This is a genomic window from Humitalea sp. 24SJ18S-53, from assembly GCF_050632385.1.
GTDB lineage: Bacteria > Pseudomonadota > Alphaproteobacteria > Acetobacterales > Acetobacteraceae > Humitalea.
The window spans coordinates 4,705,810-4,732,792 of record NZ_CP192599.1 but is presented as its reverse complement, the minus strand read 5'-3'; the positions used below and the strand labels follow the sequence as shown (position 1 = coordinate 4,732,792).

At 69.7% G+C, this 26,983-nt stretch carries 29 protein-coding genes; 15 read left to right on the top strand and 14 right to left on the bottom strand.

The window, feature by feature from the left end; translation table 11 throughout:
- Positions 1-5: 5 nt before the first annotated feature.
- Positions 6-2,201 (bottom strand): primosomal protein N', encoded by a 2,196-nt coding sequence (locus tag ACQW02_RS22765; protein ID WP_431282197.1) that lies wholly within the window; start codon positions 2,199-2,201, stop codon positions 6-8.
- 69 nt (positions 2,202-2,270) lie between these two features.
- Between ACQW02_RS22765 and fsa the strand changes: the two genes are divergently transcribed.
- Both fsa and ACQW02_RS22755 read left to right on the top strand, forming a co-directional pair.
- Positions 2,271-2,927, top strand: a complete 657-nt coding sequence (gene fsa, locus ACQW02_RS22760) for a fructose-6-phosphate aldolase (RefSeq protein WP_431282196.1) — start codon at positions 2,271-2,273, stop codon at positions 2,925-2,927.
- On the top strand, positions 2,924-4,093 hold the full coding sequence (locus tag ACQW02_RS22755; RefSeq protein ID WP_431282195.1) for a multidrug effflux MFS transporter: 1,170 nt from the start codon (positions 2,924-2,926) through the stop codon (positions 4,091-4,093). Before fsa ends, ACQW02_RS22755 begins: the two co-directional genes overlap by 4 nt.
- Before the next feature lie 4 nt (positions 4,094-4,097).
- Here ACQW02_RS22755 and ACQW02_RS22750 read toward each other — a convergent pair whose 3' ends face one another.
- Positions 4,098-5,066 (bottom strand): Bug family tripartite tricarboxylate transporter substrate binding protein, encoded by a 969-nt coding sequence (locus ACQW02_RS22750; RefSeq protein WP_431282194.1) that lies wholly within the window; start codon positions 5,064-5,066, stop codon positions 4,098-4,100.
- Positions 5,067-5,147: 81 nt separating this feature from the next.
- On the opposite strand from ACQW02_RS22750, the gene ACQW02_RS22745 reads away from it, so the two are divergent.
- From ACQW02_RS22745 to ACQW02_RS22710, 8 genes are all read left to right on the top strand, one after another.
- Entirely contained in the window at positions 5,148-6,158 is a 1,011-nt protein-coding gene (locus tag ACQW02_RS22745; RefSeq protein ID WP_431282193.1) for a zinc-binding alcohol dehydrogenase family protein, read from the top strand.
- A gap of 2 nt (positions 6,159-6,160) precedes the next feature.
- Positions 6,161-6,913: an SDR family NAD(P)-dependent oxidoreductase gene (locus ACQW02_RS22740; RefSeq protein WP_431282192.1), complete on the top strand. Its 753-nt coding sequence runs from the start codon at positions 6,161-6,163 to the stop codon at positions 6,911-6,913.
- A 211-nt stretch (positions 6,914-7,124) separates the two neighbouring features.
- Entirely contained in the window at positions 7,125-7,460 is a 336-nt protein-coding gene (locus tag ACQW02_RS22735; protein WP_431282191.1) for an NIPSNAP family protein, read from the top strand.
- 4 nt (positions 7,461-7,464) lie between these two features.
- Entirely contained in the window at positions 7,465-7,809 is a 345-nt protein-coding gene (locus ACQW02_RS22730) for a CidA/LrgA family protein (protein WP_431282190.1), read from the top strand.
- Positions 7,809-8,528 carry an LrgB family protein gene (locus ACQW02_RS22725; protein ID WP_431282189.1) on the top strand — a complete coding sequence of 240 codons (720 nt, stop codon included), beginning with the start codon at positions 7,809-7,811 and terminating at the stop codon, positions 8,526-8,528. The genes ACQW02_RS22730 and ACQW02_RS22725 overlap by 1 nt, the downstream gene beginning before the upstream one ends.
- Positions 8,528-9,097: a hypothetical protein gene (locus ACQW02_RS22720; protein WP_431282188.1), complete on the top strand. Its 570-nt coding sequence runs from the start codon at positions 8,528-8,530 to the stop codon at positions 9,095-9,097. The genes ACQW02_RS22725 and ACQW02_RS22720 overlap by 1 nt, the downstream gene beginning before the upstream one ends.
- Positions 9,094-10,284, top strand: a complete 1,191-nt coding sequence (locus ACQW02_RS22715) for an FAD-dependent oxidoreductase (RefSeq protein ID WP_431282187.1) — start codon at positions 9,094-9,096, stop codon at positions 10,282-10,284. The genes ACQW02_RS22720 and ACQW02_RS22715 overlap by 4 nt, the downstream gene beginning before the upstream one ends.
- 32 nt (positions 10,285-10,316) lie before the next feature.
- Positions 10,317-11,273, top strand: a complete 957-nt coding sequence (locus ACQW02_RS22710) for a Bug family tripartite tricarboxylate transporter substrate binding protein (RefSeq protein ID WP_431282186.1) — start codon at positions 10,317-10,319, stop codon at positions 11,271-11,273.
- Positions 11,274-11,277: 4 nt separating this feature from the next.
- Here ACQW02_RS22710 and ACQW02_RS22705 read toward each other — a convergent pair whose 3' ends face one another.
- Positions 11,278-11,676: a winged helix-turn-helix transcriptional regulator gene (locus ACQW02_RS22705; protein WP_431282185.1), complete on the bottom strand. Its 399-nt coding sequence runs from the start codon at positions 11,674-11,676 to the stop codon at positions 11,278-11,280.
- A gap of 104 nt (positions 11,677-11,780) precedes the next feature.
- Between ACQW02_RS22705 and ACQW02_RS22700 the strand changes: the two genes are divergently transcribed.
- Entirely contained in the window at positions 11,781-12,665 is an 885-nt protein-coding gene (locus ACQW02_RS22700) for an SDR family oxidoreductase (RefSeq protein WP_431282184.1), read from the top strand.
- Here ACQW02_RS22700 and ACQW02_RS22695 read toward each other — a convergent pair.
- Entirely contained in the window at positions 12,655-13,158 is a 504-nt protein-coding gene (locus tag ACQW02_RS22695; RefSeq protein ID WP_431282183.1) for a L,D-transpeptidase family protein, read from the bottom strand. The genes ACQW02_RS22700 and ACQW02_RS22695 overlap by 11 nt on opposite strands.
- Positions 13,151-13,531, bottom strand: a complete 381-nt coding sequence (locus ACQW02_RS22690; protein WP_431282182.1) for a hypothetical protein — start codon at positions 13,529-13,531, stop codon at positions 13,151-13,153. Before ACQW02_RS22690 ends, ACQW02_RS22695 begins: the two co-directional genes overlap by 8 nt.
- Before the next feature lie 82 nt (positions 13,532-13,613).
- Here ACQW02_RS22690 and ACQW02_RS22685 point away from each other — a divergent pair, with 82 nt between their 5' ends.
- On the top strand, positions 13,614-14,189 hold the full coding sequence (locus ACQW02_RS22685; RefSeq protein WP_431282181.1) for a hypothetical protein: 576 nt from the start codon (positions 13,614-13,616) through the stop codon (positions 14,187-14,189).
- Positions 14,190-14,192: 3 nt separating this feature from the next.
- On the opposite strand, the gene ribA is transcribed toward ACQW02_RS22685, so the two are convergent.
- On the bottom strand, positions 14,193-15,374 hold the full coding sequence (gene ribA, locus ACQW02_RS22680) for a GTP cyclohydrolase II RibA (protein WP_431282180.1): 1,182 nt from the start codon (positions 15,372-15,374) through the stop codon (positions 14,193-14,195).
- 299 nt (positions 15,375-15,673) lie between these two features.
- Between ribA and ACQW02_RS22675 the strand changes: the two genes are divergently transcribed.
- Complete coding sequence (locus tag ACQW02_RS22675; RefSeq protein WP_431282179.1) at positions 15,674-16,387, top strand: response regulator transcription factor; 714 nt, start codon at positions 15,674-15,676, stop codon at positions 16,385-16,387.
- A gap of 273 nt (positions 16,388-16,660) precedes the next feature.
- Here the strand turns inward: ACQW02_RS22675 and ACQW02_RS22670 are convergent, their stop codons facing one another.
- The 5 genes from ACQW02_RS22670 to ACQW02_RS22650 form a co-directional block, all read right to left on the bottom strand.
- Positions 16,661-17,251, bottom strand: a complete 591-nt coding sequence (locus ACQW02_RS22670) for a malonic semialdehyde reductase (RefSeq protein WP_431282178.1) — start codon at positions 17,249-17,251, stop codon at positions 16,661-16,663.
- 133 nt (positions 17,252-17,384) lie between these two features.
- Positions 17,385-17,948, bottom strand: coding sequence for a NifU family protein (locus tag ACQW02_RS22665; protein WP_431282177.1), 564 nt, complete (start codon positions 17,946-17,948; stop codon positions 17,385-17,387).
- 75 nt (positions 17,949-18,023) lie between these two features.
- A complete protein-coding gene (locus tag ACQW02_RS22660) occupies positions 18,024-18,503 on the bottom strand; it encodes a universal stress protein (RefSeq protein WP_431282176.1) in 480 nt (159 codons plus the stop codon).
- Between the two features lie 27 nt (positions 18,504-18,530).
- Positions 18,531-19,271, bottom strand: a complete 741-nt coding sequence (locus tag ACQW02_RS22655) for a TIGR02186 family protein (RefSeq protein WP_431282175.1) — start codon at positions 19,269-19,271, stop codon at positions 18,531-18,533.
- Positions 19,268-20,176, bottom strand: a complete 909-nt coding sequence (locus tag ACQW02_RS22650; protein WP_431282174.1) for a sulfite exporter TauE/SafE family protein — start codon at positions 20,174-20,176, stop codon at positions 19,268-19,270. The genes ACQW02_RS22655 and ACQW02_RS22650 overlap by 4 nt, the downstream gene beginning before the upstream one ends.
- A gap of 154 nt (positions 20,177-20,330) precedes the next feature.
- On the opposite strand from ACQW02_RS22650, the gene ACQW02_RS22645 reads away from it, so the two are divergent.
- Positions 20,331-21,083, top strand: a complete 753-nt coding sequence (locus ACQW02_RS22645) for an AzlC family ABC transporter permease (RefSeq protein ID WP_431282173.1) — start codon at positions 20,331-20,333, stop codon at positions 21,081-21,083.
- 13 nt (positions 21,084-21,096) lie between these two features.
- Entirely contained in the window at positions 21,097-21,399 is a 303-nt protein-coding gene (locus tag ACQW02_RS22640) for an AzlD family protein (protein WP_431282172.1), read from the top strand.
- Positions 21,400-21,451: 52 nt separating this feature from the next.
- Here ACQW02_RS22640 and ACQW02_RS22635 read toward each other — a convergent pair whose 3' ends face one another.
- The 3 genes from ACQW02_RS22635 to ACQW02_RS22625 form a co-directional block, all read right to left on the bottom strand.
- On the bottom strand, positions 21,452-22,438 hold the full coding sequence (locus ACQW02_RS22635) for a Bug family tripartite tricarboxylate transporter substrate binding protein (RefSeq protein WP_431282171.1): 987 nt from the start codon (positions 22,436-22,438) through the stop codon (positions 21,452-21,454).
- An 80-nt stretch (positions 22,439-22,518) separates the two neighbouring features.
- Positions 22,519-25,659 carry an efflux RND transporter permease subunit gene (locus tag ACQW02_RS22630; RefSeq protein WP_431282170.1) on the bottom strand — a complete coding sequence of 1,047 codons (3,141 nt, stop codon included), beginning with the start codon at positions 25,657-25,659 and terminating at the stop codon, positions 22,519-22,521.
- Positions 25,656-26,807: an efflux RND transporter periplasmic adaptor subunit gene (locus ACQW02_RS22625; RefSeq protein WP_431282169.1), complete on the bottom strand. Its 1,152-nt coding sequence runs from the start codon at positions 26,805-26,807 to the stop codon at positions 25,656-25,658. Before ACQW02_RS22625 ends, ACQW02_RS22630 begins: the two co-directional genes overlap by 4 nt.
- Positions 26,808-26,983 lie beyond the last annotated feature (176 nt).

Sequence of the window (26,983 nt, the reverse complement as noted above, 5' to 3'; positions counted from 1 at the left end):
CGGCCCTACAAAAACCCCACCGGATCCACATCCACCTGCACCTTCACACTCCCCGGCACCGGCACCCGCCCCAGCCACTCCAACAAAATCGGCTGCACCGCCACATCCCGCGCCGCCTTCAGCAACAACCGCCTGCGATGCCGTCCCCGCAACAGCGCCAGAGGCGCCGGCGCCGGCCCCAGCACCTCCACCCCCGGCCCATACGGCGCCGCGAGTCCCAAATCCCGCGCCGCCCGATCCGCAAGCCCCTCATCCTCGCTACTCACGATCAACGCCGCCAAGCGCCCAAACGGCGGCCAATGCCCCGGCCTGCGCTGTTCCGCCTCCGCCCGCATGAACGCGTCCAAATCGCCGCCGATCAGCGCCTGCATCACCGGGTGCTCCGGGTTCCAGGTCTGCAGCATCACCTCACCCGGCGCATCCGCCCGCCCCGCGCGGCCCGCCACCTGGTGCAGCAATTGGATCGTCCGTTCGGCCGCCCGCAGATCGCCCCCTGCCAGCCCCAGATCGGCATCGACCACCCCCACCAGGGTCAAATGCGGAAAATTCCACCCCTTGGCCACGATCTGCGTGCCGATGATCAGATCCACCTCGCGGTCCACGATTTTCCGCGCCGCCTCCGCCGCCGCCAGCGGCCCCGGCAAGGTGTCGCTCGCCATCACGATCCGCCGCGCGTCCGGAAAGGCGATCGCCGCTTCCTCCTGCACCCGCTCCACGCCAGGCCCCACCGCGGCCAGGGACCCCTCCGCCCCGCATTGCGGGCAGGTGGGCGGGATGGGTTCTGCGTGGCCGCAGTGGTGGCATTGCAGCCGGCGTTGCAGCCGGTGTTCGACCAGCCAGGCGGTGCAGTTCGGGCAGCGCATCCGATGCCCGCAGGACCGGCAGAGCGTCAGCGGCGCATACCCCCGTCGGTTCAGGAACAGCATCGCCTGCCCCCCCCGCGCGATCGCCGCCTGCGCCGCCGCGACCAGTTTGGGCGACAGGAACCGCCCCCGCTCCGGCGGGTCGGTCCGCAAATCCACGGCCGACACGGTCGGCAACCCCGCCGCCCCGTGCCGCAAGGGCAGATGCAGCGCCCGATACCGCCCCGCTTCGGCATTGGTCAGGGTTTCCAGGCTGGGCGTCGCACTGACCAGCACCGCCGCCGCCCCGGCAAACCGCGCCCGCACCACGGCCATGTCGCGGGCGGAATAGACGACGCCTTCCTCCTGCTTGAAGGACGTCTCGTGTTCCTCATCCACGATCAGCACGCCCAGGTCGGGAAAGGGCAGGAACAGCGCCGACCGCGCCCCCACGACCACGGGCGCCACCCCCTCGGCCACCGCGCGCCAGGTGTCGCGGCGGGTGGCGCTGGTCAGTTCGGAATGCCACAGGGCCGGGGCCGCGCCGAACCGCCGGGCAAAACGCTCCAGCCATTGGCTCGACAGGGCGATTTCCGGCAGCAGCACCAGCGCCTGGCGGTTTTGCCGCAACGCCTCGGCGATGGCGTCGAGGTAAACCTCGGTCTTGCCCGACCCGGTGACGCCGGCCAGCATTGTGGTCGAATACGCCCGCGCATCGACCGCCTGGCACAGGGCCGCCGCCGCCGAAGCCTGCGCTTCCCCCAGCACCGGCCCCGGATGATCCGGGTCCGGCCGCGCGAACCGCGCCGCGGCTGGCAGCAACGCGGGCACCAGCAGCCCGGTATTGGCCATGCCGCGCAGGATGGCGGGGCTGACCCCCGCCTCGGCCGCCAGGATGGACCCCGCCCGCGGCACGCCATCGGCCAGCACCGCCAGCACCCGCGCCCGTTCCGGCGTTATTCGCGAGGTGCCGCCACCGGTCGTCCAGCCCGCCGTGGGCCGCCCCGGTTCCAGCGCCGATGGCGCGCTCATCGCCATGCGTAGCACCGCCCCGGGCGGCGACAGCGTATAGGCGGCGACCCAATCGACCAGTTTGCGCAGGCTCGGCGTCATCGCCGGGCAATCGAACACCCGGCGTATCGGTTTCAGCCGCCCGGCCGGAAGGTCCGGGTCGGCCTCCCCATCCCAGACCACCCCCGCGACGTCGCGCCCCCCCAGCGGAACCTCGACGAAAGACCCCGGCGGCGGCAGGGCAAATCCCTCCGGCACGCGGTAGTCGTAGGCCCCGGCCAACGGCAGTGGCAGCAGCACGCGCACCCGCGTCACCGGCGCATCCGGGAACAGCGACACAGGTGTCATGTCATCAGGGGTTCGCCGCGCCCGCCCCATCCGCTATGCCGCACCCGAAGCCACTGCCGGAGACCCCCCGTGAAATTCTTCGTCGACACCGCCGACATCGCCGACATCACCGCGCTCAATGAAGCCGGCATGGTGGATGGCGTTACCACCAACCCCTCGATCATCGCCAAGTCCGGCCGCAAGATGGCCGAGGTCATCGCCGAAATCTGCGCCATCGTCGAAGGCCCCGTCAGCGCCGAAGTCACCGCGACCGACCTGCCGGGCATGCTGGCCGAGGGCCGGTATCTGCGCGACATCGCAAAGAACGTCTGCATCAAGGTGCCGCTGACCGAAGCCGGCTTGCGCGCCTGCAAGACGCTGTCGGGCGAAGGCACGCAGGTCAATGTCACGCTCTGCTTCTCGCCCGGGCAGGCGTTGCTGGCGGCCAAGGCGGGGGCGACGTTCATCTCCCCCTTCGTCGGCCGGCTGGATGACATCGCGCAGGACGGGATGGACCTGATCGCGGACATCATGACCATCTACATGAACTACCCCGCGCTGCGAACCGAGGTCCTGGTCGCATCGATCCGCCACCCGATCCACCTGATCCAGGCGGCGAAGCTCGGCGCCCATGTCGCGACTCTGCCGCCGGCCGTGATCCGCCAGATGTACAAGCACCCGCTGACCGATCGCGGGCTTGAGGCCTTCCTGGCCGACTGGAAGAAGACGGGCCAAAGCATCCTTTGAACAAGACACCCGCCATCTGGCTTCTGGTGGCGCTGACCGGGCTTGGCCCGTTCACGATGCAGGTGCTGGTGCCGTCGCTGCCGGGGATGGCGGCGCAATTCGGTACCAGCAATGCGGCGGTGCAATCGACGCTGACCCTCTATCTGACCGGCGTCGCCTTCGGGCAGTTGATCTATGGTCCGCTGTCCGACCAGTTCGGCCGCCGCCCGGTGCTGCTGGGCGGGCTGACGCTCTACATGCTCGGCACGCTGGTCTGCGTGATGGCGCCCTCGGTCGGCTGGCTGGCCGCGGGGCGGGTGGTGCAGGCGATGGGCGCCTGCTCCGGCCTCGTGCTCAGCCGCGCCATCGTGCGCGACGCCTTCCCGCGCGACCAGGCGGCCAGCATGCTGGGCTATGTCATGACCGCGATGGCGGTGGCGCCGATGGTGGCGCCGCTGCTGGGCGCCTGGCTGGACGAGGCCTTCGGCTGGCGCGCCGCCATGGTGACCTGCCTGGTGCTGGGCGGGCTGGTGCTGGCGATCACCGCCTGGCGCCTGACCGAGACCCTGGCCAATCCGGTCGCGATGGCCGGCGTCTCCGGCGTGCTGCGCGCCTATGGCGGCTTGCTGGCGCTGCCGCAGTTTCGCGCGCTGGCGGCGATCAACATCTGTTCGGCGGGTGTGTTCTTCGCCTTCATGGGCGGCGCGCCCTTCATCGTGGTGCAGGGCCTGGGGCGCAGCCCGCATGATTACGCGATGGCCTTCCTGGTGATTTCGGTGACCTACATGATCGGCTCGTTTTCGGCCGGGCGGCTGTCGTCGCGGCTGGGGGCGATGCGGATGATCGGCATCGCGCTGGTCATCACCACCGCCGGCGCGATCGCGGGGCTGGTGCTGGTGCTGGCGCTGCCGCTGGACCTCTGGGTCGTCTTCCTGCCGATGGCGGTCGTCGCCTGCGGCAATGGCATGGGCCAGCCCAATGCCATCGCCGCCGCGATCAGCGTGCGCGCCGGCTATGCCGGCACGGCCAGCGGGTTGTTGGGCGCGCTGCAAATGGGCTTTGGCGCCCTGATGACGGCCATGGTCGGCGTGCTGGAAAGCGGTGCCGCGATCGCGACCATGGTGGTGATGGCGGCCTGCGGGATCGGCGCGCAACTGGCCTTGCGGGGCGCGCGCCGGGCGATCTGATCCCCTATTGCGGCTGGATATTCCCCAGCCGCGCGATCTCGATCCACTGCGCCATGTCGCGCGCCAGGAATTCGCCAAAACCCGCCGGGGACATCGCGGGCACATCGCCCCCCGCATCGGCCACGCGCTGGATGGTGCGCGGGCTGGCCAGCGCCGGCGCGATCGCGTCATGCAGCAGCGCCACCACCGGCGGCGCCATCCCCGCCGGGCCCAGCACGCCGAACCAGGCGACGGCGGGCCGCACCTCCGGCGCCACGCTGCCCAGCGCCGGCACGCCCGGCAGGGCCGCCAGCGGCTCGGTCGAGGTCACCGCCAGCCCCCGCACCCGGCCTTCCCGCAGCAGCGGCCCGGCCACGTCCAGCGGCACGAACATCGCATCCACATGCCCGCCCACCACATCGACCAGCGCGGGCGCTGTGCCGCGATGCGGGATTTCCGGCCCCGTCAGGCGCAGCGCCGACCGGAACAGCACCGTCTGCATATGCAGCGACGACCCCACCCCGCCGACGGCGAAACTGTAGCGATCCGGCGCCGCGCGGGCCGTCGCGATGAAGGCCGCCAAATCCGCTTCCCGCACCGAAGGCCCCACCACCAGCACGCTGGCCGACAATCGGGCGAGCAGCGAGACGGGGGTAAAATCCTCGATCGGGCGATAGGGCAATTGCCGCATCAGCGCGGCGTTCAGCGTGTGGCTGGTGAAGGCGACCAGCAAGGTGCCGCCATCGGGGGCCGCGCGCGCCACGGCCGCGGCGGCAATGTTGCCCCCGGCGCCCGCGCGGTTTTCCACCACCACGTTGCGGCCGAGTTTTTCACGCATCGCCTCCGCCGCCTCACGCGCCAGGGCATCGGTGGTGCCACCGGGGGTGGCGCCGACGACCAGGGTGATCGTGGGCGGCAGGGTCTGCGCCCAAGCCGCGAAGGGCACCATGCTGGCCGCGGCCATGATCGCCCGGCGTGTCGTGGCTCGTTGCAAGGCTGTCCCCTCCGCGTGCAAATACGCACCGAGGCTGGGTGATGGCGCCCCCGCCTGTCAACGCGCGCCCGGAGCATGCCCATGAAAGCCGTCGGCTACACCCACTGCCACCCGATCACCCATGAAGACGCGCTGCTCGACCTCAACCTGCCCGAACCCGGCCAGCCGCAGGGCCAGGACCTGTTGATCGAAATCCGCGCCGTCGCGGTAAATCCGGTCGATACCAAAATCCGCCGCGCCGCCGACCCGTTTGGCGAACCGCGCATCCTCGGCTTCGACGCCGCGGGCGTCGTCATCGCCCGTGGCCCGGACGCAAAAATGTTCTGGGTGGGGCAGGAGGTGTTCTACGCCGGCTCCATCGCCCGCCCCGGCAGCAATGCCGAACAGCAGTTGGTCGACCAGCGCATCGTCGGCATCAAGCCGCGCTCGCTGTCCTTCGCCCAGGCCGCCGCCCTGCCGCTGACCTCGATCACGGCGTGGGAGGGGTTGTTCGACCGCCTGGGCATCATCCGCGGCAAGGCGGCCGATGGCGCCGCGATCCTGATCATCGGCGGCGCCGGCGGGGTCGGCTCCATCGCCATCCAACTCGCCCGCCGCCTGACCGGGCTGAAAATCATCACCACCGCCAGCCGCCCCGAAACCCGCGCCTGGTGCGAACACCTGGGCGCGCATTTCGTGCTGAACCACACGCTGCCCCTGGCGCCGCAGGTCAAGGCCATCGGGCTTGCGGTGCCCTACGTCTTCTCCACCACCCACACGGAAAAGCACTGGGCCGACATCGTCGAGATCATCGCCCCCCAGGGCCGGATCTGCCTGATCGACGACCTGGGCGCCGCCCCGGTGCAGGCGCTGAAGCCGAAATCCGCCAGCCTGCATTGGGAATACATGTTCGCCCGCCCGGTCCATGGCACGCCCGACATGATCGCCCAGCACCGGTTGCTGGACGAGATTTCGCACATGGTGGACGAGGGCGTGATCAAGACCACGCTCGGCGAGCATTTCGGCAAGATCGACGCGGCCAACATGATCCGCGCCCATGCCTTCCAGGAAAGCGGCAAGGCCAAGGGCAAGATCGTGCTGGAGGGGTTTTGAGCATGATCGCATTGATCACGGGCGCCTCGGCCGGCTTCGGCGCGGCCATCGCCCGGCGGTTCGCCGCCGATGGCGCGCGGCTGATCCTGGCGGGGCGCCGGGCGGAGCGGCTTGCGGCCTTGGCCGCCGAACTCGGCAACAGCCACGTCCTGCAACTGGACGTGCGCGACCGCGCGGCGGTCGAAGCCGCCATCGCCGGCCTGCCCGAGGATTTTTCCGCCATCGACCTGCTGGTGAACAACGCGGGCCTGGCCCTCGGCCTCGCCCCCGCGCAATCGGCGTCGCTCGATGACTGGGACGCGATGGTGGACACGAACATCAAGGGGCTGATGTACATGACCCGCGCCGTGCTGCCGGGGATGATTTTACGTGGGACCGGGCATATCGTGAACATGGGCAGCACGGCGGGGGATTTTCCCTACCCGGGCGGCAATACCTATGGTGCGAGCAAGGCTTTTGTCCGCCAGTTCAGCCAGAATTTGCGGGCCGATCTCTGGGGCACGCCGGTCCGGGTGACCGATGTGGAACCGGGGCTGGTGGGCGGCACCGAATTCAGCACGGTGCGGTTCGGCGGCGATGCGCAGAAGGCGGCGTCGATCTACGAAGGCGCGGATGCGCTGACCCCGGACGACATCGCCGATGCGGTGCATTGGGTGGCGACGCGCCCGGCGCGGGTGAACGTGAACCTGGTGCAGGTGATGCCGGTCTGCCAGGCGTTCGGGCCGATGAAAGTGTTCAAGCCGGGCAAAAAATAGGATTTTTCGCCCAAAACTCGCTTTTTCCCAACACGCCCGCCGGGGCCGCGGCTATGTTGCTTCTGCCCCGGGCACCCATTTGTCCGAAAGGCGAAAAATCCACGGAAAACCTTGCTTTCAAGGATAGGCACCCGGCAGCCATCCGGGGCCTCTCGACCTGTGTCGGGGCCAAGGCCATGCTGCGGCGGTCCAATAACGGAGCCGCCAAAACATGATCGTCGACCACCGCATCTACACCTGCCACCCCGGCAAGCTGGCCGCCTTCGTCAAGCTCTACGAGGAAGCCGCCTGGCCCTTGCAGCAGAAGTATCTGAAGAATTGTCTCGGCTGGTTCACCACGACCGAGGGCGAGTTGAACACGGTCGTCCACCTCTGGGGCTACGACAGCCTGGCCGATCGCGACGCCAAGCGCGGCGCCATGGCGGCCGACCCGGCCTGGGGCGAATATCTGGCCAAGTCGGCGTCGATGGGTCTGTTGCAGAAGCAGGAAAACCGCATCTGCAAGCCGGCCCCGCATTACGAGGCTTACACCAAAGCCAAGGGCTGACCGCATGATCGCGGGCCTGACCGCCTTGCTCGCCTGCCAATTGGCGGGTGAGGTCCTGGCCCGCGCCTTTGCCTTGCCGGTCCCGGGTCCGGCGATCGGGATGGTGTTGCTCTTCGCCGCCCTGCTGGCCCGCCGCCGCCCGGTGCCGGAGGGGCTGGGCGGTGTCGCGGATGGCTTGCTCGGCAATCTCGGGCTGTTGTTCGTGCCCGCCGGGGTCGGGGTGGTGCTGTACCTGCCGCTGCTGGCGCAGCAGGGGGTCGCCATCGCCCTGGCCATCGCCGGGGGCACCTTGCTGGCCCTGGGCATCACCGGGTTGCTGGCCCAGGCGCTGCTGCGGCGCTTCGGCTGATGGAAGACTTGGCGCAGATCTGGGTCTATCTCGCCCAGGAACCGCTGGCCGCGCTGACCGTCACCCTGCTGGCCTGGCTGGTCGCGGTGCGGCTGGCGGGGGCGGCGCGCTGGCACCCGATCGCCAACCCGACCCTGATCGCGGTGCTGCTGCTGTCGGCGCTGCTGCTGGGCGGTGGCGTGGCCTATGCGGCGTATTTTGCCGGCGCGCAGTTCGTGCACTTCCTGCTGGGGCCGGCGACCGTGGCGCTGGCGGTGCCGCTGTATCGGCAGTGGGAGGCTGTGCGGCGATCGGCCATCGCCGTGCTGGCCTCGGTGCTCTGTGGCGGGGTGTTTGCCGCGGTCGCCGGGGTCGCGATCGCGGCTGTGCTGGGCGCGCCGGCGAATGTACTGGCGACGCTGGCGCCGCGTAGCGTGACCATGCCGGTCGCCATGGGCATCGCCGAACGGCTGGGCGGGCTGCCCAGCCTGACGGCCGTGGTGGTGATGGGGTCGGGGATTTTGGGCGCGGCCCTGGGGCCGCTGCTGCTGACCTTGCTGCGGGTGAAGGATTGGCGCGCGCGGGGCCTGGCGATGGGCGTCGCCGCGCATGGCATCGGCACCGCCCGTGCGCTGCGGGTGAATGAGGTCGCGGGGGCTTTTGCCGGGCTGGCGATGGGGCTGAACGCCCTGGCCTCGGCGATGTTGCTGCCGCTGCTGTGGCGCCTGGTCTGGGGCTGATGCGGATCGCCTTGCTGCATACGGCGGCGAGCAACATCGCCGTCTTCGACGCGGCGGCGCCGCCGGGCGTCACGCTGACCCACATCCTGCGCCCCGACCTGCTGGCCGAGGCCGAGGCCGCGGGCGGCGCCACGCCGGAGATCCTGGCCCGCACCGCCGCCGTGGTCGCGGCGGCCGCGCTGACGGCGGACGCGGTGCTGGTCACCTGCACCACCTTGGGCGCCGTCGGCGGCCCGCGCCTGGACGCGATGCTGGCCGAGGCGGTGGCAGCGCGCGGCGGCGGCATCGTGCTCTGCACCGCGCCCACCACCTTGGCGCCCACGGCAGCGGTGATGGGGGCGGCGACAAGAACCCGGCTGATCCCCGGTGCCTGGGCGCTGTTTTCGGCCGGCAACCACGCCGGCTATCTTGCCGCTATCGCCGCCGCCGCCGATGCGGCGTTTGACGAAGACCCCGTGGTGGCCCTCGCCCAGGCCAGCATGGCGCCCGCCGCGGCGCTGTGCACCCGGGGCGTGCCACTGACGGCGCCCGCCGTGGCGCTGGCCCGCATGACTGGAGTGACCGTGTGACCGAACAAAAGCCTGTCCTGATCGCCGGCGCCGGCCCGGTCGGCCTGGTGGCCGCCGCCAGCCTGGTGAAGCAGGGCATCCCGGTGGTGGTGCTGGAGGCGGGGCCGACGATCTCGACCGAGATGCGCGCCTCGACCTTCCACGCGCCCACCTTGGACATGCTGGACGACTTGGGCGCCGCCGAGGCGATGATCGCCCAAGGGATCATCGGCCCGCGCGTGCAATACCGCGCGCGGGACCAGAGCCTGATCGCCGAGTTCGATTTTAGGGTGCTGGCGGATGTGACGCGGCATCCCTACCGGCTGCAATGCGAGCAGTTCAAACTGACCCGCATCCTGCACGAGTTGATGAGCAAGAATCCGCTCTACGACATCAGGTTCAACGCCCGCGTGGAAAACGCCATCGACCATGGCGAGCATGTGGAGGCGGTGCTGGAGGACGGCACGCGCATCGCTGGCGCGTATCTGATCGGGGCTGACGGTGCCCATAGCGCGGTGCGGAAGGCGGCGGGCATCGCCTTCGAGGGTTTTACCTGGCCCGAGCGTTTCCTGGTGCTGTCCACCGAATTCGATTTCGCCTCGATCATCCCGGGGCTGGCCGATGTCTCCTACTACGCCGACCCGGAGGAATGGTTTTTCCTGCTCCGCGTCCCCGGCGTCTGGCGCGCGATGTTCCCGGTGCGGGCGGAGGTGTCGGACGAGGAGGTGATGACCGAGGCCTTTGCTCGCGCCCGTTTCGCCCGCGTGGTCGAGGGGCGCTGCGACTACCCGATCAAGCACACGACCCTCTACCGCGTGCATCAGCGCGTGGCGGAAACCTTTTGCCGGGGACGGCTGCTGCTGGTGGGCGATGCCGCGCATATCAACAACCCCTTGGGCGGCATGGGGCTGAATGGTGGCGTGCATGACGCGGTGAATCTTGTGGAGAAACTGGTGCCGGTGTTGCGGGGGGAGGCGGATGACGCGGTGCTCAGCCTCTACGACCGCCAGCGGCGCGGCGTGACGGTGGAACACGTGCAGCGCCAGACCATCGTCAACAAGCAGAACCTGGAAGCGCGCGATCCTGTCGCCCACCAGGCGTTTCGTGACCGCATGGCCAGCACGGCGGCGGATCCCGCGAAGGCACATGCCTACCTGTTGGGCATGTCCATGATCAACAGCCTGCGGCGGGCCGCGGAAATCGTCTGACGTGGTTGCAATGTGTCGCATAGGCTTTGGCCATGATGCGACATCTCCTCTGGCTCCTCCTGCTCCTCGCCCCACCCGCGATAGCACAACCGGCATGGCCCGACCGGCCGATGCGGTTGCTGGTGCCCTTCGCGCCGGGGGGTGTCACCGACAGCATCGCCAGGCTCAGCGCCGAATGGCTGGGGCCGCGGCTGGGCCAGCCGGTCGTGGTGGAAAACCGTGCCGGGGCGAATGGCGCGATCGCGGCCGAGGCCGTCGCCCGGGCCCGGCCCGATGGCTACACGCTGATGACCGCCAGCGCGTCGCAGATGGTGATGCTGCCGGCGCTGACCCGGTTGCCCTTCGATCCGTCGAAGGATTTTTCGCTGGTGTCGATCATCGCGTCGAACCCGCAGGTGCTGGCGATCTCGGCCAGCCTTGGCGCCAATAATTTGACGGAGTTCCTGGCCGTGCTGCGGGCGCGGCCGGGGGCGTTGAACTACGGTTCGGCCGGCGCCGGGTCGTCGAACCATCTGGCGATGGCGTTGTTGCTGTCGCGTAGCGGGACATCGGCGGTGCATGTGCCGTATCGCGGCGGGGCGCCGGCCATGGCGGCGGTGCTGGCCGGCGATATCGGCGCCTATTTCGGCAACCCGTCGGACATCATCCCGCATGTCGGCGGCGCTTCGATCCGGGTGATCGGCGTGGCGGGGCCGGCTGGGATGCCGGCGCTGCCGGGCGTGCCGACCGTCGCGGAACAAGGGTTTCCGGGATTCCGGGCCGAGACCTGGAACGGCATCATCGCACCGACCGGCACGCCGGATGCCATCGTCGCCCGGATGGCGTCGATCCTTGGGGCCGCTTGCGCCGATGTCACCTTCCGCTCGGCGCTGGAACGCCTGGGCACGGTGCCGCTGTGTTCGACGCCGGCGGAATTCCGGCAGACGATGGACAGCGACGCGCCGCAATGGGCGGAACTGGTGCGGGTCGCGGATATCCGGCTGGAGTAGAGCGCTACGCCGCCTGCGCCATGCGCGCGCGGGCGTCGCAGACGGCGGCGAAATTCGCCTCGGCCCATTCGACCAGGCCGAGCAGCGGCGCCGCGAGGCTCTCACCGAGCGGCGTCAGCGAATAGGTGACGCTGGGCGGCACGGTGGGCCGCACGTCGCGGTGCACCAGCCCATCGGTTTCGAGCGTCCGTAGCGTCTGCGTCAGCATGCGCTTCGAAATATCGGGCACGGCGCGGGCGAGTGCGCTGAACCGCTTCGGCCCCCCCGCGAGTGTGGCCAGCAGCAGCACCGACCACCGGTCGCCGATGTGGTCGAGCAGGTTGCGCACGGGGCAGCGCGTGTCGTCGAGCCCCATCGCGAGCCAGCCCGCGGCCTTGCCGCCTAGAATCGTGCAGGCATCCATCCGGTCTCTCCGCGGTAACCAGGTGACGGAAAAGTGCCGTCTTTCCGGTTCGGTCAATGGTCTCTAACTGAGACTAAGTCAACAACCGAGACCGGATCCACTCCATGACCTCCCATCCCCGTTTTCTTGTCACCGGCGCCAGCGGCCAGCTCGGCCGGCTTGTCGTTGCCGCGATCGCGGAGCGCGCCGGACCGGAGGCGGTCGCGGCGGTCGTCCGCAACCCCGCTGGGTCCGCAGCGCTGTTTCCCAAGGGTGTCGTCATTCGCCAGGGGGATTATGCCCGGCCCGAGACGCTCGATGCGGCTTTCGCGGGCGCCGAGCGCTTGCTGCTGATTTCGTCCAACGCGCTGGGTGAGCGCGTGGCGCAGCATCGCAACGCGATCGAGGCGGCGAAGCGGGCGGGCGTGGCGCGTATTGCCTACACCAGCGTGCTGCATGCCGACACCTCGGCACTCGGCCTGGCCGAGGACCATCGCCAGACGGAAGCGTTGATCGCGGCGAGCGGCATTGCCTTCACCCTGCTGCGCAACGGCTGGTACACTGAGAATTATGCGGCCTCGATCCCGCCGGCGCTGCAACACGGGGCCTTCATCGGCAGCGCGCGCGACGGGCGCATCTCCAGCGCCGCGCGCATCGACTATGCCGAGGCCGCGGCGGTCGCCTTGCTCGACGACGACGCGCCCGCGCGCGCCATCTACGAACTTGCGGGCGACCAGTCCTTCACATTGGCGGAATTCGCCGCCGAATTGTCGCGTCAGGCGGAGCGGGAGATTCCGTATGTCGACCTGCCGGAGGCGGGTTATCGGGCGGCGCTGACGGGCGCGGGGCTGCCTGAAGGACTCGCGGCACTTCTGGCGGATTCGGATGCCGGGGCGGCCGATGGGGCGCTGTTCGATGAATCGCGCCAACTCTCGCGGCTGATCGGCCGGCCGACGACGCCGTTCGCCGCGACGATGGCGCGGGCGCTGCCTGTGACGCTCAGCCGATAACCTCGATCCCACGTAGCCCGGCCGCCAGCAGCGCCCGCACGTCCCGTTCGGCGAGCGCGATGCAGCCTTCGGTCGGGGACAGGTCGGGCCGGGCGATGTGGAGAAAGATCGCGCTGCCACGGCCGCGCACCACCGGCGCGTCGTTCCAGCCGAGCACGCCGATCACATCGTAGAGCCCGTCGGCGCGCCACAGCTCCTCATGCCGGGCCGGGTGGGGCAGCAGGATGCGGGTGTTGTAGGCGGGGTGGGTGGGGTCGTCGCACCAGCCATCCTCGGGCGCCAGGGGCTCCACCGGCACGGCGGCCCGGGGGATGGCGCCGCGATCGGCGCGGTAGAACACGCGGCGCAGCGGCAGCAGGCCGGTGGGTGTCGCGCCGTCGCCCTCTTCCTTGTCGGCGCGGATGCCGCCACGGCCCAGGGCGCAGCGCATGACGAACCCGTCCAGCCGCAGCAGCCCATCGGGCGTGACCCGCGCGATACCGGGTTCAGGCATAGTTCGGCCGGGCTGCGGCAGCGGCGTAGCGTGCCGCGGCGCCGGCGGGATCGGCGCGGTCGGTCGCGGCCTGGGCCGTGGACAATGCCCCCACGGCCAGCCAGGCGGCGGTGGCCAGCCCCATGACCGGCCCACCCGTCAGGGTGGCGCCCAGGATCTGGAAGGCAGGCAGCACCCTCTCACCCGTCGCTGCCCGGTAGATCATGCCGACCCCCGGCACATGATGCAGCGGGTTCAGGGAGCGCAGGATCTCGTCGAAACTGGCATCGGAGGGGACCGGGGCGGCGGTGCCCTCGGACAAGGCCGGGCCACCATCGGCCGGCGGGGCCGGACGAACGCCATAGAGCACAGTGGAGACGCCATCGGTCTGCATGATGGGCTTGTGCCACGCAAACGCCGGGCCAGCACCCCCCGGGATTGAATCCGGCGCCGCGCGCCGCGACACTTCGCGCCAGATGCCGAACCCCCTGCTGTTCCGGGCGCCCATGACGCGCCGCCTGCGTCGCCTGGGGCTGAAGGGGGCCGATGTCACCGTGGGCCTCGCCGCCGAAGCGATCGGGGTCGGCGGGGACGACGGCACGCTGCTGCGCCTGAATTTCGCGGGGATCGCGCGGATACGGGTCGGGTTTTCGGAATCGAAGGGCGGTTCCTACCACTTCACCCGCATCTGGCTGACGGGCGAGCGCCGCCCGATCGAATTCATGGGCAGCATCACAACGCCGGCGGCCTACAGCGCCTTTGTCCGCGGCATGGTGGCCTGGGTGCTGGAGCGCTACCCGGGGATCGAGGTCCAGGCAGGCAGCGGCTGGTTCATGCCGCTCTTCACGATCGGCGCCTTCGGCGCGATGAGCTTGGCCAGCCTGGGGGGGAGCATCTACCTGGCTGTGACGGGCGACGACTGGACCATCTTCCTCGGCGCGCTGGCGGTGTCGCTGGTGCTGCTGCTGGGCCTTGGGTTCTGGACATGGACGCGCCACCGGCCCCGCCGGATCGCCACGGTGGAAGCCCTGGCGCGCGTCCTTCCGGCCTGAGCCTTACCCCAGCAGATGCCCGAAGCGGTCCTGCTTGGTCGCCAGATACTTGTCGTTCACACCATTGCCGGCGAAGGAATGCACCTCCCGCCCCAGGACCTCGATGCCGCAGGCGGCCAGGCCGGCCAGCTTGTCCGGGTTGTTGGTCAGCAGCTTCACGCGCGGAATGCCCAGTTCCTGGAGCATCGTGGCAGCCACCAGGAAGGACCGTTCATCGGCGCCGTAGCCGATGGCGCGGTTGGCATCCAGCGTGTCCAGCCCGGCATCCTGCAGCGTATAGGCGCGCAGCTTGTTGACCAGGCCGATGCCGCGGCCTTCCTGGGCCAGGTAGAGCAGCACCCCGGCGCCTTCCTCGTTCATCTTGGCGATGGCGCCGCGCAACTGCGGGCCGCAGTCGCATTTCAGCGAACCCAGCAGGTCGCCGGTAAAACACTCGGAATGGATGCGCGACAGCGGGGCGCCGCCGGAGGCGACCAGGGCTTCGACATCGCCGACCAGGATGGCCAGGTGTTCGATCCCCCCATCGGCGGCGCGGAAGGCGACGATGCGGCTGTCCTGCGCATCTTCCAGCGGCACCCGGGCCTCGGCCACCCGGGTCAGACTGGTGGCGGCGGAGAGCGGATAGGCGGCGATGTCGGCGGCGTCGATCGCCAGCAGCGACAGGCGCTGCGCGGCGGGCTCGGAGGCCGGGGCCACCACCAGCGCCGGCAGCAGGCGGCCGATCTTGGCCAGGGCGATGGCCGTGGTGCCGAGCGGCGGGGCCAGGGTGCGTTCCGGCTGTTCGGGCAGCAGCCGTTCGGCCACCGGGTCGGCCAGTGAGCGCAGCACGGCCGGGTCCAGCAGCGCGGGCGGCAGGCGGAGGGCGACGGCGCCATCCTCCGACCCGCGGCCCTGGGGCACCGGGCGTTGCAGCACGGCCGCGGCCCGGACAGGGGCCAGCAGCAGCACCGGGGCGGCCAGCGCCACGGCGGCCAGTTCCGCCAGGCCTCGGGCGCCCACGGTTTCGGCCGCGACCGAGACCAGCGGCCCATCCGGCCCGCGCAACAGCACCGGGGTGCCGCGGCGCAGGTCGCTGACCGCGCGGTGCACCAGGCGCATGGCCAGGGCATGGGCATCGGGCAGGGCGAAGGTGCCGTCCTGCGGATCGGATCTCAGGTCGGGCGCGAGGTTGCCGGTGCTGGTCATGCGTTGAACATTCCGTTCGGTTCTTGCCGTGGTCCGCTTAGGCGAAATGAGGCGCGGGGACGGTCGCGCAGCAGATGTGGCGTCCCAAACGCATATGACACCCCCTAAGCATGTCCCGGATCATGGCGATTCCGGGGCGATCCCGCAGCGGTCACGTTTCGTCTGCTGTGCATACGCGCGAGGGGGGTCTGCGGATGCCGCACTTGCGGTGTTGATGCCCTGGCGCCAACATCACGAAACGTTACCGGCGCTGCCGGACTCGACCCCGTCAACACGTCCCCCTGGGAGTGCCGCCGCGCATGTCAGCCCGTCCCATCCTGATCGTCGACGACGATCCGGCGCTGCGCGCCACCCTGACCGAACAATTGGCCGTGGATGGCGAATTCCTGCCGTCCGAGGCCGGGACGGCGACCGAGGCGCACCGCATGCTGACCGCGGACGGGGCGCGTTTCGATGCCGTCCTGCTCGATATCGGCCTGCCGGATGGCGATGGCCGCGACCTCTGCGCCCGGCTGCGCCGCGCGGGGGTGAAGGTGCCGATCGTCATGCTGACGGGGGCGGATGCCGAGGCCGATGTGGTCAAGGGGCTGGATGCCGGCGCCAATGACTACATCGCCAAGCCGTTCCGGCTGAACGAATTGCTGGCCCGGCTGCGGGCCCAGTTGCGCGTCTTCGACAATAGCGAGGATGCGGTCTTCACGATCGGGCCGTATATTTTCCGCCCGGCCTCCAAGTTGCTGCTGGAACCGGTGAAGAACCGGAAAATCCGGCTGACCGAGAAAGAAGCCGCGATCCTGAAATACCTCTACCGCGCCGGGGCACGGCCGGTGCCGCGGCAGATCCTGCTGAACGAGGTCTGGGGCTACAACGCCAATGTCACGACCCATACCCTGGAGACGCATATCTACCGGCTGCGCCAGAAAGTGGAGCCGGATCCGAGCAACACATGCCTGCTGCTGACCGAGGCAGGTGGGTACAAGCTGGATCCGCGCGGGGGTAGGGCGGCGGCTTAGCAGGCTGTTGAATAACGGGAAGGTGGCGCTTTGAAAGAGGCTTCGCCCCTTTCAAACTATCCCCACCAAGGGGCCGTGGCCCCTTGGAACCCACGCTGTTTGGTAGAATGAAGAGAGGGGCATCGCGGGCGCGCCCTTGATCGAGGTCGCACCATGCCCCTCTCTTCATTCTACCAATTCCGCCGGTCCAGGGGCGGCGGCCCCTGGTGGGGGAGGTGTGGAGGGGGCGAAGCCCTCTCCACGGCGCAACCTCCCCCGTTTTTCGCAACCCGTTCAGATGATCCGGCAGGCCTCGTCGAAGGCCAGGCGGGGGCTGCGCGGGAACAGCCCCGAGGGCTCGCCATAGCCCAGGTTGACCAGGAAGTTGGACTTCCAGCCTTGGGTGGACAGGAACAACTCGTCCACCTTGCTGTTGTCGAAGCCGCTCATCGGGCCGGCATCCAGCCCCACCGCGCGCGCCGCCAGGATCAGGTAGGCCCCCTGCAGCGTGCCGTTGCGCAGCGCCGTGGTGTCGGAGAAGGCGACATTGCCGGCGAACCAGGCCCGCGCATCGGCGTGCGGAAACAAGGTCGGCAGCTTGTCGTAGAAGACCGGGTCATAGGCCACGATCACCGTCACCGGCGCGGTCATGGTCTTTTCGATGTTGCCCGGGGCGAGTGCCGCCTTCAGCTTGGCCTTGGCTTCGGCGCTGCGCACGAAAACAAAGCGGGCCGGTGACGAATTGGCCGAGGTCGGGGCCAGCTTCAGCAAGTCGTACATCTCGGTCAGCTTGTCTTCCGGCACGGCCCGGTCCTGCCACTTGTTGTGGGTGCGGGCGTCGCGGAAAAGCTGGTCGAGGGCGGTATCGGCGATCGTTTCGGTCAAGGTTGGGCTTCCCTGGGCAGGCGTGGGGGCGATGGCGGCACATGCTGGGAAAGCCCGCGGCGCGTCCAGCGCGCGCCGCGTATTGTCACCATGGGGAAATGGAATGACGCGCGGGATGCGGTCCCGCGCCTGGTCAGGCCTCGACCTGCTCGACCGAAACGACTTCCGGCACGTAATGGCGCAGCATCGACTCGACGCCGTGCTTGAGCGTGGCGCGGGACGAGGGGCAGCCGCTGCAGGCCCCCTGCATCCGCAATTTCACGATGCCGTCGCGGAAGCCACGGAAGATGATGTCGCCGCCGTCGCCGGCCACCGCGGGCCGCACGCGGGTATCGAGCAATTCCTTGATCTGTGCGGCGATTTCCTGGTCGGCGGGGTCCACGTCCTCCTCCTCGGCCGCTTCCGCGTCCTCGCCCAGGACGGCGTGGCCCGCCAGGTAATGCGCCATGATCGCGCCCAGCACCTGCGGGCGCAGGCCCTGCCAATCGGCATCGCCCGACTTGGTGATGGTCACGAAATCGGCGCCGAGGAACACCCGCGCCACATCCGGCAGGCCGAACAGGCGCAGCGCCAGGGGCGACCGCGCGGCGGCGTCGGCATTGGTGAAATCAGCGGTGCCGCGGTCGCCCATCACCGCCTCGCCAGGCAGGAACTTCAGGGTGGCCGGGTTCGGCGTGGCTTCGGTTTCGATGAACATGCATGGTCCCGTGTGGCGTATTTGCCAGGAAGATGTGGGCGGCCCGACCCGGATGCAACCGGCGGCGCGCGCGGGTCAGGTGACGCGTTCAAGCTCATCCAGGCCGATGGTCGCCGGCACGATGGTCATCGGCACCCGCAGCCGTGACGCGAAACGCCCGGTCAGCGCCGCGATCAGCGGCCCCGGCCCGCCCGAGCCGCCGGCCGCGGCCAGCACCAGGATGGAGATGCGCTTCTCCTCCTCCAGCAAGGCCAGCAGTTCATCGCGGGGATCGCCCTCCCGGATCAGCAGGATGGGGTAGCCGCCGGTGATGTCCTGCACGTCCACCGCCAGGCCGGAGAGCAGTTTTTCCGCCGCATCGCGTTGTTCCTCGGCCATCAGCGCGCCGACGCCGGCCCATTCGGTCTGCCCGGGGGGTTCGATCACCCGCAGCAGCGCGACCCGCCCGCCGGATTTTTTCGCCCGCAGGCAGGCGTAGCGGAGGGCCACATGCCGCTCCTCGCTGTCGTCCACCACGACAAGGAAGACACGGTCGCGCTGCGCCGCCTCAGGCATGGTGGTCCGAACGCATGATGTTCTCCGTCAGCTTCTGCGGAACAGGATGCTGCCGATCCAGCCCGCGAACGCCGCGATCGCGACGCAGAGCAGACCGTAGAGCGCCGGCGCCTGGCGGGCGAGGGCGTTGATGCTGGCGGCCGTGCCGACCCGTTCGACCCGGAAGATCAGTTCCTGCCGCGCCACCACCCGGGCCTGGCGGATCAGCAGCACCTGCACCGTGTAGTTGCCGGTCATGACGGTCGCGGGCAGCGGCAGGCGGGCGTGGAACAACTGCCCGCCGGCGACGGCGACCGGGGTCGCGTGTTCGGACCACAGGCCTTCCTGCTGCTTCAGGTCCAGCAGGGCGGCGCGGAATGCCGGCGCCTGGCGACCCATGGCCCGCAGCGGCAAGGCATCAAGCCCCAGCCGCCGTTCCTGGCGTTCGGGTTCGGGCAGCATCTCCCACGGCGGGCGGGTGCCGGCGATGGCGTAATAGCCGGGCACATCGGGGAAGCGCGCGGTCGGCCCGTTCACCCAGAAGCCCAGGATCCGCACTTTCTGGCGCACCACCATCGGCTGGGCGGGGCCGGTGGCGACGACCAGGACTTCGTCGCCCGTGGCGCCGATCGGCCGCGCGGCGGTGCCGAAGACCAGGATGGAGCCGCCGGTGAAGCCGGTGGTGATCTCGACCGAGGTTTCCGCCAGTTCGGCGACCAGGGCGGGCTGGGCCACGGCCGGTTGCGCCATCAGCGCCAGGGCGACGAGGCAAAGGCCCCACCACCTCATGGCACGGGGCCGATGACGAAGGTGGATTCCGGCGTCTGCACCAAGCCCCAGAACAGCGACCCCGCGACCGCCAGCACCAGCAGGCCGAGCAGGAAGCGTGTCTGCTCACCCCGCAGCTTGGCGCCCATGGCGGCGCCGAATTGCGCGCCGGACACGCCGCCGGCCAGCAGCAGCAGGACCAGCACGATGTCGACGCTGCCGGTCTGGATCGCCTGCAGGAAGGTCACGTTGGCCGAGACGAAGACGACCTGGAACAGGCTGGTCCCGATCACCACGGCGGTCGGCATGCCGAGCAGGTAGATCATCACCGGCACCAGCATGAAGCCGCCGCCGACGCCCATCACCGCCGACAGGATGCCGATGCCGAAGCCGGCCAGCAGCGGCGGGATGACCGAGATATACAGCCGCGACTTGCGGTAGCGCACCTTGAAGGGCAGGCCGTGCATCCAGAAGTGCTCGTGCAGCCGCGACGACGACGCACGGCCCCGGCGCAGCATGGCGCCCACCGATTCGCGCACCATTAGCAGCCCGACCGCGCCCAGCACCACGATGTAGAAGAAGGCGACGGCCAGATCGACCTGGCCCAGCCGCCGCAGCCAGGCAAAGGCCTGCACGCCGATCACCGAGCCGAGGAACCCCCCGGCCAGCAAGGTCAGCCCCATCCGCACATCGACATTGCCGCGCCGCCAATGCGACATCAGCCCGGAGACGGAAGCCCCCAAGGTCTGGCACGCGCCCGAGGCGACCGCGACGGGGGAGGGGATGCCAGTCAGGATCAGCAGCGGCGTCATCAAAAACCCGCCGCCGACGCCGAACAGCCCCGACAGCCAGCCCACGCCAAAGCCGATGCCCAGCAGCAGCAGGGCATCCACGCTCATTTCGGCGATCGGCAGATAGACCTGCATCGACACCTATGCGGGACTGCCCGCGGTCACGGGCAGACGCCCAGTTGGGCCTTGGTTTGGACCCGTGATGCCGGGGCGGCAAGGTGCGGCGCGCGGCGCGCGACAAGTTTATTCCACTGCCGGTCAGCGGCGTTGCATGGGTGTCCCGGCGGGCATGGGGGCTGACCGCTTGGCGGCGGGGCGGCACACTGGCGCGATGCAGGTCATCTTCACCAGCGCGGGCATGATCCGCGGCATGCGCGCGGCGCGGCCCTTGGTGCTGGGCATGGTGCCCTTTGGCCTGGTCACCGGCGTCGTCGCCGCACAGCACGGCCTGTCCCTGGCCGAGGCGATGCTGATGAGCGCGCTGGTCTTTGCCGGATCGGCGCAGTTGCTGGCCCTGGAATACTGGGCGGATCCGGCGCCCTTCGCCGCGGTGGTCCTGGCGGCCTTCGTGGTGAACCTGCGGATGGCGCCGATGGGGCCGGCGCTGGCGCCCTGGCTGGATCGGCTGCGGGGCTGGCAGCTCTGGGGCACCTTGGCGACGCTGGTGGATCATTCCTTCGCGCTGTCGGTCGCCGAACAGCGGCGGGGCGGGCGGGATGCGGCCTATCTGCTGGGGGTCGGGGTGCTGCTCTGGACCGCCTGGGTGTTGCAGGTGGGGGCGGGGCATATCCTGGGGGAGGTCGTTCGCCTGCCGCCCGGGCACCCGCTGTTCTTCGCCGCCACTGCGGCCTTCCTGTCGATGCTGGTGCCGCTGTGGCGGGGGCTGCGGCATGATCTTTGGCCGTGGCTGCTGGCGGGGGTGGTGGCGCTGGCGCTGCATCGCCTGGGCGTGCCGGCACCGGTGCCGCTGTTGGCCGGGGCGTTTTCCGGCGCGGCCCTGGGCGCCTGGCTGAGTGGGCGGCCGGGCGCCGCGGACCGATGACGGGTCGGGCCTGATGGAATTGCGCGCCGATGTGGTGCTCGCGATCCTGGGGATGGCGGCGGCGACCTACCTCTGTCGCGCGGGCGGGTATGCGGTGCTGCGGGCGCTGCGGCCCCCGCCGTTCCTGGCGCGGTTGCTGCAATACCTGCCGGGCTGCATTTTCGTGGCCTACATCATGCCGGGGATCGCGCTGGGCGGGGTGGGCGTCTGGGTGGCGGCGGTCGCGACGCTGCTGGTGCAGTGGCGGACCGGGAATTTCGCGGCCTCGGCCGTTGCCGGGGTTTCGGCGCTTTGGCTGATCCGGGGGTTGGGCTGACCTGGTTGGGCTGACCGGGGCGTGGTTCCGCGCCGGCCAGCCCCCCGGCCTGTCAGTCCACGTTGATCGCGCCGGCGCGAACGACTTCGGCCCAGCGGGTCCGTTCCTCGGCGATGAAGCGGCGGAAGGCTTCGCCATCCATCCGGCTCGGTTCGGCGCCTTCTTCGCGCAGGCGAGAGGCGACTTCCGGGTTGCTGGTGGCGGCCATGATTGTTTCGGCCAGCTTGGCGCGGATGGCGGGGTCCACGCCCTTCGGCACCAGGATCCCGTACCAGGCCGTGGCGCGGAAGCCGGGAACGGTTTCCGCGATCGTCGGCACGTTCGGCAGTTGCGGCAGGCGCGTATCGCCCGTGGTCGCGATGGCGCGCAATTGGCCACCGGCGATCAGCCCCATGACCGACGGCAAGGTCGTGACCATGAAATGGACATTGCCCGAGATCACTTCGGTCAGCGCCGGGGCGGCGCCACGGAAGGGGACGTGGGTCGCCTCAAGGCCCGTCGACTGCAACAGCAGCGCCGTGGATAGGTGGCTGGCGGAGCCGTTCGAGGCGCTGCCGTAGGTCAGGTCGCCATTCGCGGCGCGGATTTCGGCCAGCAGTTCGGGGACGGTATTGGCCTTCAGCTTTGGCCCGGCGACCAGCAGCAGCGGCGCATCGGCGACCATGGCGATGGGGTCGAAGGCTGTCGCGGGATCGACGCGCAGGTTGCGGAACAGCGTCGGGTTCACGCTCATCGGGCCCTGGTTGCCCATCAGCAGCGTGTAGCCATCGGGGCGCGCGGTCGCGGCGACCTCGGTCGAGGTATTGCCGCCGCCGCCCGGGCGGTTTTCCACGACCACCACCTGGCCGAGAATGGTGGACATCCGTGCCGCCAGGGTGCGGGCGATCAGGTCGGTGCCGCCGCCGGGGGCGAAGGCGATGATCAGGCGCAGCGGGCGGCTGGGGAAGTTGGCTTCCTGCGCCAAGGCCTGGGGAGTCAGGGCGGGGGCGGCGAGCACGGCGGCGGTGGCGGCCAGTGCGCCGCGGCGGCTGATGGTCATGGGCGTTGACTCCGGATCACGTTATTGCGCCGGTCTGTAATAGCGACCGGCGCCGCGCGAAAGAGTGAACGCGCGATGCCTTACTCCGCCGGCACGATCACAGTTGCCGGAGCAGGCGTGCGGCCGCGCCCGAAGGACAGCATCCGCGCCAGGCTGTCGAAGCCCAGGAACAGCACCGGGGTCACGAACAGCGTCAGGCACTGGCTGACCGCCAGCCCGCCGATGACCGCAAGGCCCAGCGGCTGGCGCAATTCGGCGGCGGCACCCCAGCCCGCGGCGATCGGCACCGCACCGGCTGCGGCGGCCAGGGTGGTCATCAGGATCGGGCGGAAGCGCAGGATGCAGGCGGTCCGCACGGCATCCAGCGGCGTCATCCCGTCGCGCTGCCGTTGCAACGCGACGTCGACGATCATGATCGCGTTCTTCTTCACCAATCCGATCAGCAGCAGCACGCCGATCACCGCGATGACCGACAGATCCATGCCGAACCACCACACCGTCGCCAAGGCACCGAGGGCGGCGGAGGGCAGGCCGGACAGGATGGTCAGCGGATGGATCAGGCTTTCGTAGAGGATGCCCAGCACCAGATACATCACGCAGATCGCCGAGAGCAGCAGGAAGCCCTGGCCGGCCAGCGCCGCCTGGAACACCTGCGCGGTGCCGGTGAAGCCGGTGACGACGGAGATCGGCAGGCCCAATTCGCGCTCGGCCGCCTGGATCGCGGTCACGGCCTCACCCAACGACACACCGGGGGCGGTGTTGAAGCCGATGGAGACGGCCGGCAACTGGCCCTGGTGCGCGACGGTCAGCGGCCCGATGGAGCGATCCACATTGGCGAAGGCCGACAGTGGCACAAGGCGCGTCGCGCCCGCGATATTGGTGGCGCTGCCCGCCGCGAAATTGGCCGTCGCGCGGATATACAGTTTCGCCAACCCGCTTTCGTCGCGCTGGTCTTCCGGCAAGGCTTCGAGGATGACGGGATAGGCGTTGGCCTGGCCAAAGATCGTCGCGATCTGCCGTGCGCCAAAGGCCGAGTAGAGCGACTGGCGCACCTGGTCCAAGGTCACGCCCAGGGTGCTGGCGCGGTCCCGGTCGACCGAGATGTTCACCACCGGCGCATCCATCTGCAGGTCGGTGTTCACATCCTGCAGCGACGGCACCTGGCGCAGCCGGGCTGCCATGCGTTCCGCGCTGTCATAGAGTTCGGTCGTGGACAGGCCCTGCATCGTATAGACGTATTGCGTCCGCGCCTGGCGCGCCGTGAAGGACAGGTTCTGGATCGGGTTGAAGAAGACCTGCAGGCCCGGCACGCGGGAGGTGTCGCGGCGCAATTGCTGCACCACCTCCTGGATCGCGGGGCGCTGGTTGCGCGGCTTCAACTCGATGAACATGCGGCCCTGGTTGATCACCTGGCTCTGCCCGCCGGCGCCGACATTGTTCACGACGGAGACGACATAGGGGCTGCGGCCGATGATCTCCGCCGCCTGTCCCGACAGGTCGACCATGGTGGCGTAGGAGGCATCGCGCGGGCCTTCGGTCGAGACCGACAGCAGGCCGGTGTCCTCGACCGGGAAGAAGCCCTTGGGCATCACCGCGGCGATGTAGCCGGCGGCGCCCAGGCTGGCGAAGAACAGGATCCAGACGATGAAGCGGAAGCGCAGCGCGCCATCCAGCAGCCAGGCATAGGCGGTTTCGATGCCGCGGAAGCCGGCCTCCAGCCCACGGTCCAGCATGCCGCCGCCCTTGTGCTTGGGCAGGTGCGCGGCCATCAGCGGCGTCAGGGTCAGCGACACGACGCAGGATACGATCACCGCCAGCGACACGGTGGCGGCGAAGGCGTTGAACACCCGGCCCACGACGCCGCCCATCAGCAGGATCGGCAGGAAGACCGCGATCAGCGATGCCGTGATGGACAGCACGGTGAAGCCGACTTCCTTGGCCCCCAGGATCGCGGCCTGCCGCGCCGGCATGCCCTTTTCCATGTGGTGGACGATGACCTCCAGCACCACGATGGCGTCGTCGACCACGAGCCCGACGGCCAGGGTCAGGCCCAGCATCGTGATGTTGTCGATGCCGAAGCCGAGAATATACATCAGGGCAAAGGTGCCGCAGAGGCTGATCGGCACCGCGATCGTCGGGATCAAGGTCGCGGTGAAGCGGCGCAGGAACAGGAAGATCACCAGCACCACAAGGCCGATGGCGATCAGCAGGCTTTCCTGCACGTCATGCACGGAATCTCGGATCGACAGGCTGCGATCGAGCTGGACATGCAGCTCCGCCCCCGGCGGCAAGGCCGCCCGCAGGGTCGGCAGCGCGGCGCGGACGCCATCGACCACGGCGATGGTATTGGCATCCGGCTGGCGCTGCACGGCCAGGATCAGCGCCCGCTGCCCATTGCGCCAGGACGCGAGGCGTTCGTTCTGCACCGAATCCGACACTTCCGCGATGTCGCCCAGGCGCACCTGCGCGCCATTGCGCGCGGCGATCACGAGGTTGCCAAAGGCTTCAGCATCGGCCGGCTGGTCATTGGCGCGGATGGTCAATTGCTGGCGCTGGCCGGACAGGGTGCCGACCGGGGTGACCGAGGTCGCGCCCTGGATGGCGGTGCTGATCTGGTCCAGCCCAAGGCCCATCGCCGCCGTGCGGTCCGGATCCAGCCGCACGCGCACGCTGTAGAGTTGCTCGCCAAAGGTCTGCACCTGCGACACGCCCGGCACGCGCGACAGCGCCGGCGAGACGAAGGTGGAGACGATGTCGTTCAGCCGCCACAGCGGCACATCGCCCCCGGTCAGCGCCAGCAGCACCACCGGCGCATCGGCCGGGTTGGATTTGCGGTAGCTGGGGGGCGTCGTCATTTCGCTCGGCAGGCGGCGCTGCGCGCGGGTGATGGCGGCCTGCACGTCCTGCGCCGCGGCGTCGATGTTGCGGGTCAGCACGAATTGCAGGGTGATCTGCAGCGAGCCCTGGCCGCTGGTGCTGCTCATCTGGTCCAGCCCGCCGATGGTGCTGAACTCACGTTCCAGCGGCAGCGCGACCGAGGTCGCCATGGTTTCGGGGCTGGCGCCGGGGAAGGAGGCGGTGACCGAGATGACCGGGAAATCCACCCGCGGCACGGCGGCCACCGGCATCGACAGGTACCCCAGGATGCCCGCCAGCACGAGGCCGAGCGACAGCAGCGAGGTCATCACCGGCCGCTTGATGCAGAGTTCGGAAATGTTCATCGGGCGGCCGCCTGCTGCATGCTGGCGTCGGGCGATGTCGCATCGGCGGCGGGGCGGGGGCCGGCCGGCGGCGTGCCGCGCACGGTGGCACGGCTGCCGTCACGCAGGCGCTGGGCGCCCTCGGTCACCACCATGTCGCCATTGCCCAGGCCCTCGGCCACGATGACGCTGCGGTCGCCGGCCTGGCGCACTAGGCGCACCGGGATGCGCCGCGCGACACCGTCACGCAGCGCGAAAAGGTAGCGCCCCTCCTGCCCCATCTGGACGGCGGGGGTCGGCACCGACAGGGCCTCGGCATCGGTGCGGGGTACCAGCACCGTCTCGACATACTGCCCGGGCCAGAGGCGGTTTTCCGTGTTGGTGAAGCGGGCCTTGAGCAGGATGGTGCCGGTCTGCTGGTCCACGCTGCTGTCGACGAAGACCACATCACCCCAGACGGGGGGGCCGGTGCGGTCTTCTGGCGCGCGGACGCGGGCGCGCACAACTTGGCCGGCGGTAAAGGCTGTGCGCAGTTCGGACAGCCAGCGTTCCGGGACGTTGAAGGCGACCAGGATCGGGTCGGTCGGCGTGATGGTGGCGAGCACGGCGCCCTCGGCGAAGCGCACCAAATTGCCCGCCTTGAAGGGCAGCGCGCCCAGGCGGCCATCGGCCTCGGCGCGGATCTCGGCGAAATCGATCGCCAGTTGGGTCTGCTGGATCTGCGCCTCATCGGCGCGGACCTGGGCTTCCAGGGCCAGCGCATCGGCCGCGGCCTGTTCGGCGCGCTGGGCGGAGGCGAAGGCATCGGACCGCAGGGCGGCGTAGCGGGCGGCATCCGACCGGGCGCGGGTCAGTTGCGCGCGGTCCTTGTCCAGATTGGCCCGCTGCTGGGCGAGCAGGGCGCGGTTGGTGCGGCTGTCCAGGGTGAAGAGCGGCTGGCCGCGACGTACGCTCTGGCCTTCCTGGACATGGACCTCGTCGATCTGGCCATCGACCCGGGCGCGGACCGACACGATGGCGGTGGCCTGGACGATGCCATTGGCCAGGACCTCCAGCGGGACGGGGCCGATGGTGGCGGCCGCGGCCAGAACGGTGATCGGCGGTGGGCCGGAGGGCGCCGCCGCCGGCGGGGCTGTCTGCGCCCGAAGCGATCCCGCCTGGAGGAACATTGCACAGGCTGCCAAAACGGCGAATTTTACGCGCATGCGTCGCTTGAGCCTCGATTGCGGCGGAACACCACCTTTGTCAGGAGATGGCCATCAGGGTGGTGGCAGACACATGAAAAAAACGACATGTATCGGCAACGTGCGGTTGCAATTTGGCGCTGGTGCCACGGCATCGGGCG

Bases quoted from the DNA above. Each gene is read 5' to 3' on its own strand.
- ACQW02_RS22765 (WP_431282197.1), bottom strand. From the start codon at position 2,201: ATGACACCTGTGTCGCTGTTCCCGGATGCGCCGGTGACGCGGGTGCGC.
- ACQW02_RS22745 (WP_431282193.1), top strand. From the start codon at position 5,148: ATGAAAGCCGTCGGCTACACCCACTGCCACCCGATCACCCATGAAGAC.
- ACQW02_RS22740 (WP_431282192.1), top strand. From the start codon at position 6,161: ATGATCGCATTGATCACGGGCGCCTCGGCCGGCTTCGGCGCGGCCATC.
- ACQW02_RS22735 (WP_431282191.1), top strand. From the start codon at position 7,125: ATGATCGTCGACCACCGCATCTACACCTGCCACCCCGGCAAGCTGGCC.
- ACQW02_RS22730 (WP_431282190.1), top strand. From the start codon at position 7,465: ATGATCGCGGGCCTGACCGCCTTGCTCGCCTGCCAATTGGCGGGTGAG.
- ACQW02_RS22725 (WP_431282189.1), top strand. From the start codon at position 7,809: ATGGAAGACTTGGCGCAGATCTGGGTCTATCTCGCCCAGGAACCGCTG.
- ACQW02_RS22720 (WP_431282188.1), top strand. From the start codon at position 8,528: ATGCGGATCGCCTTGCTGCATACGGCGGCGAGCAACATCGCCGTCTTC.
- ACQW02_RS22710 (WP_431282186.1), top strand. From the start codon at position 10,317: ATGATGCGACATCTCCTCTGGCTCCTCCTGCTCCTCGCCCCACCCGCG.
- ACQW02_RS22705 (WP_431282185.1), bottom strand. From the start codon at position 11,676: ATGGATGCCTGCACGATTCTAGGCGGCAAGGCCGCGGGCTGGCTCGCG.
- ACQW02_RS22700 (WP_431282184.1), top strand. From the start codon at position 11,781: ATGACCTCCCATCCCCGTTTTCTTGTCACCGGCGCCAGCGGCCAGCTC.
- ACQW02_RS22695 (WP_431282183.1), bottom strand. From the start codon at position 13,158: ATGCCTGAACCCGGTATCGCGCGGGTCACGCCCGATGGGCTGCTGCGG.
- ACQW02_RS22690 (WP_431282182.1), bottom strand. From the start codon at position 13,531: ATGCAGACCGATGGCGTCTCCACTGTGCTCTATGGCGTTCGTCCGGCC.
- ACQW02_RS22685 (WP_431282181.1), top strand. From the start codon at position 13,614: ATGCCGAACCCCCTGCTGTTCCGGGCGCCCATGACGCGCCGCCTGCGT.
- ribA (WP_431282180.1), bottom strand. From the start codon at position 15,374: ATGACCAGCACCGGCAACCTCGCGCCCGACCTGAGATCCGATCCGCAG.
- ACQW02_RS22675 (WP_431282179.1), top strand. From the start codon at position 15,674: ATGTCAGCCCGTCCCATCCTGATCGTCGACGACGATCCGGCGCTGCGC.
- ACQW02_RS22665 (WP_431282177.1), bottom strand. From the start codon at position 17,948: ATGTTCATCGAAACCGAAGCCACGCCGAACCCGGCCACCCTGAAGTTC.
- ACQW02_RS22660 (WP_431282176.1), bottom strand. From the start codon at position 18,503: ATGCCTGAGGCGGCGCAGCGCGACCGTGTCTTCCTTGTCGTGGTGGAC.
- ACQW02_RS22655 (WP_431282175.1), bottom strand. From the start codon at position 19,271: ATGAGGTGGTGGGGCCTTTGCCTCGTCGCCCTGGCGCTGATGGCGCAA.
- ACQW02_RS22650 (WP_431282174.1), bottom strand. From the start codon at position 20,176: ATGCAGGTCTATCTGCCGATCGCCGAAATGAGCGTGGATGCCCTGCTG.
- ACQW02_RS22645 (WP_431282173.1), top strand. From the start codon at position 20,331: ATGGGGGCTGACCGCTTGGCGGCGGGGCGGCACACTGGCGCGATGCAG.
- ACQW02_RS22640 (WP_431282172.1), top strand. From the start codon at position 21,097: ATGGAATTGCGCGCCGATGTGGTGCTCGCGATCCTGGGGATGGCGGCG.
- ACQW02_RS22635 (WP_431282171.1), bottom strand. From the start codon at position 22,438: ATGACCATCAGCCGCCGCGGCGCACTGGCCGCCACCGCCGCCGTGCTC.
- ACQW02_RS22630 (WP_431282170.1), bottom strand. From the start codon at position 25,659: ATGAACATTTCCGAACTCTGCATCAAGCGGCCGGTGATGACCTCGCTG.
- ACQW02_RS22625 (WP_431282169.1), bottom strand. From the start codon at position 26,807: ATGTTCCTCCAGGCGGGATCGCTTCGGGCGCAGACAGCCCCGCCGGCG.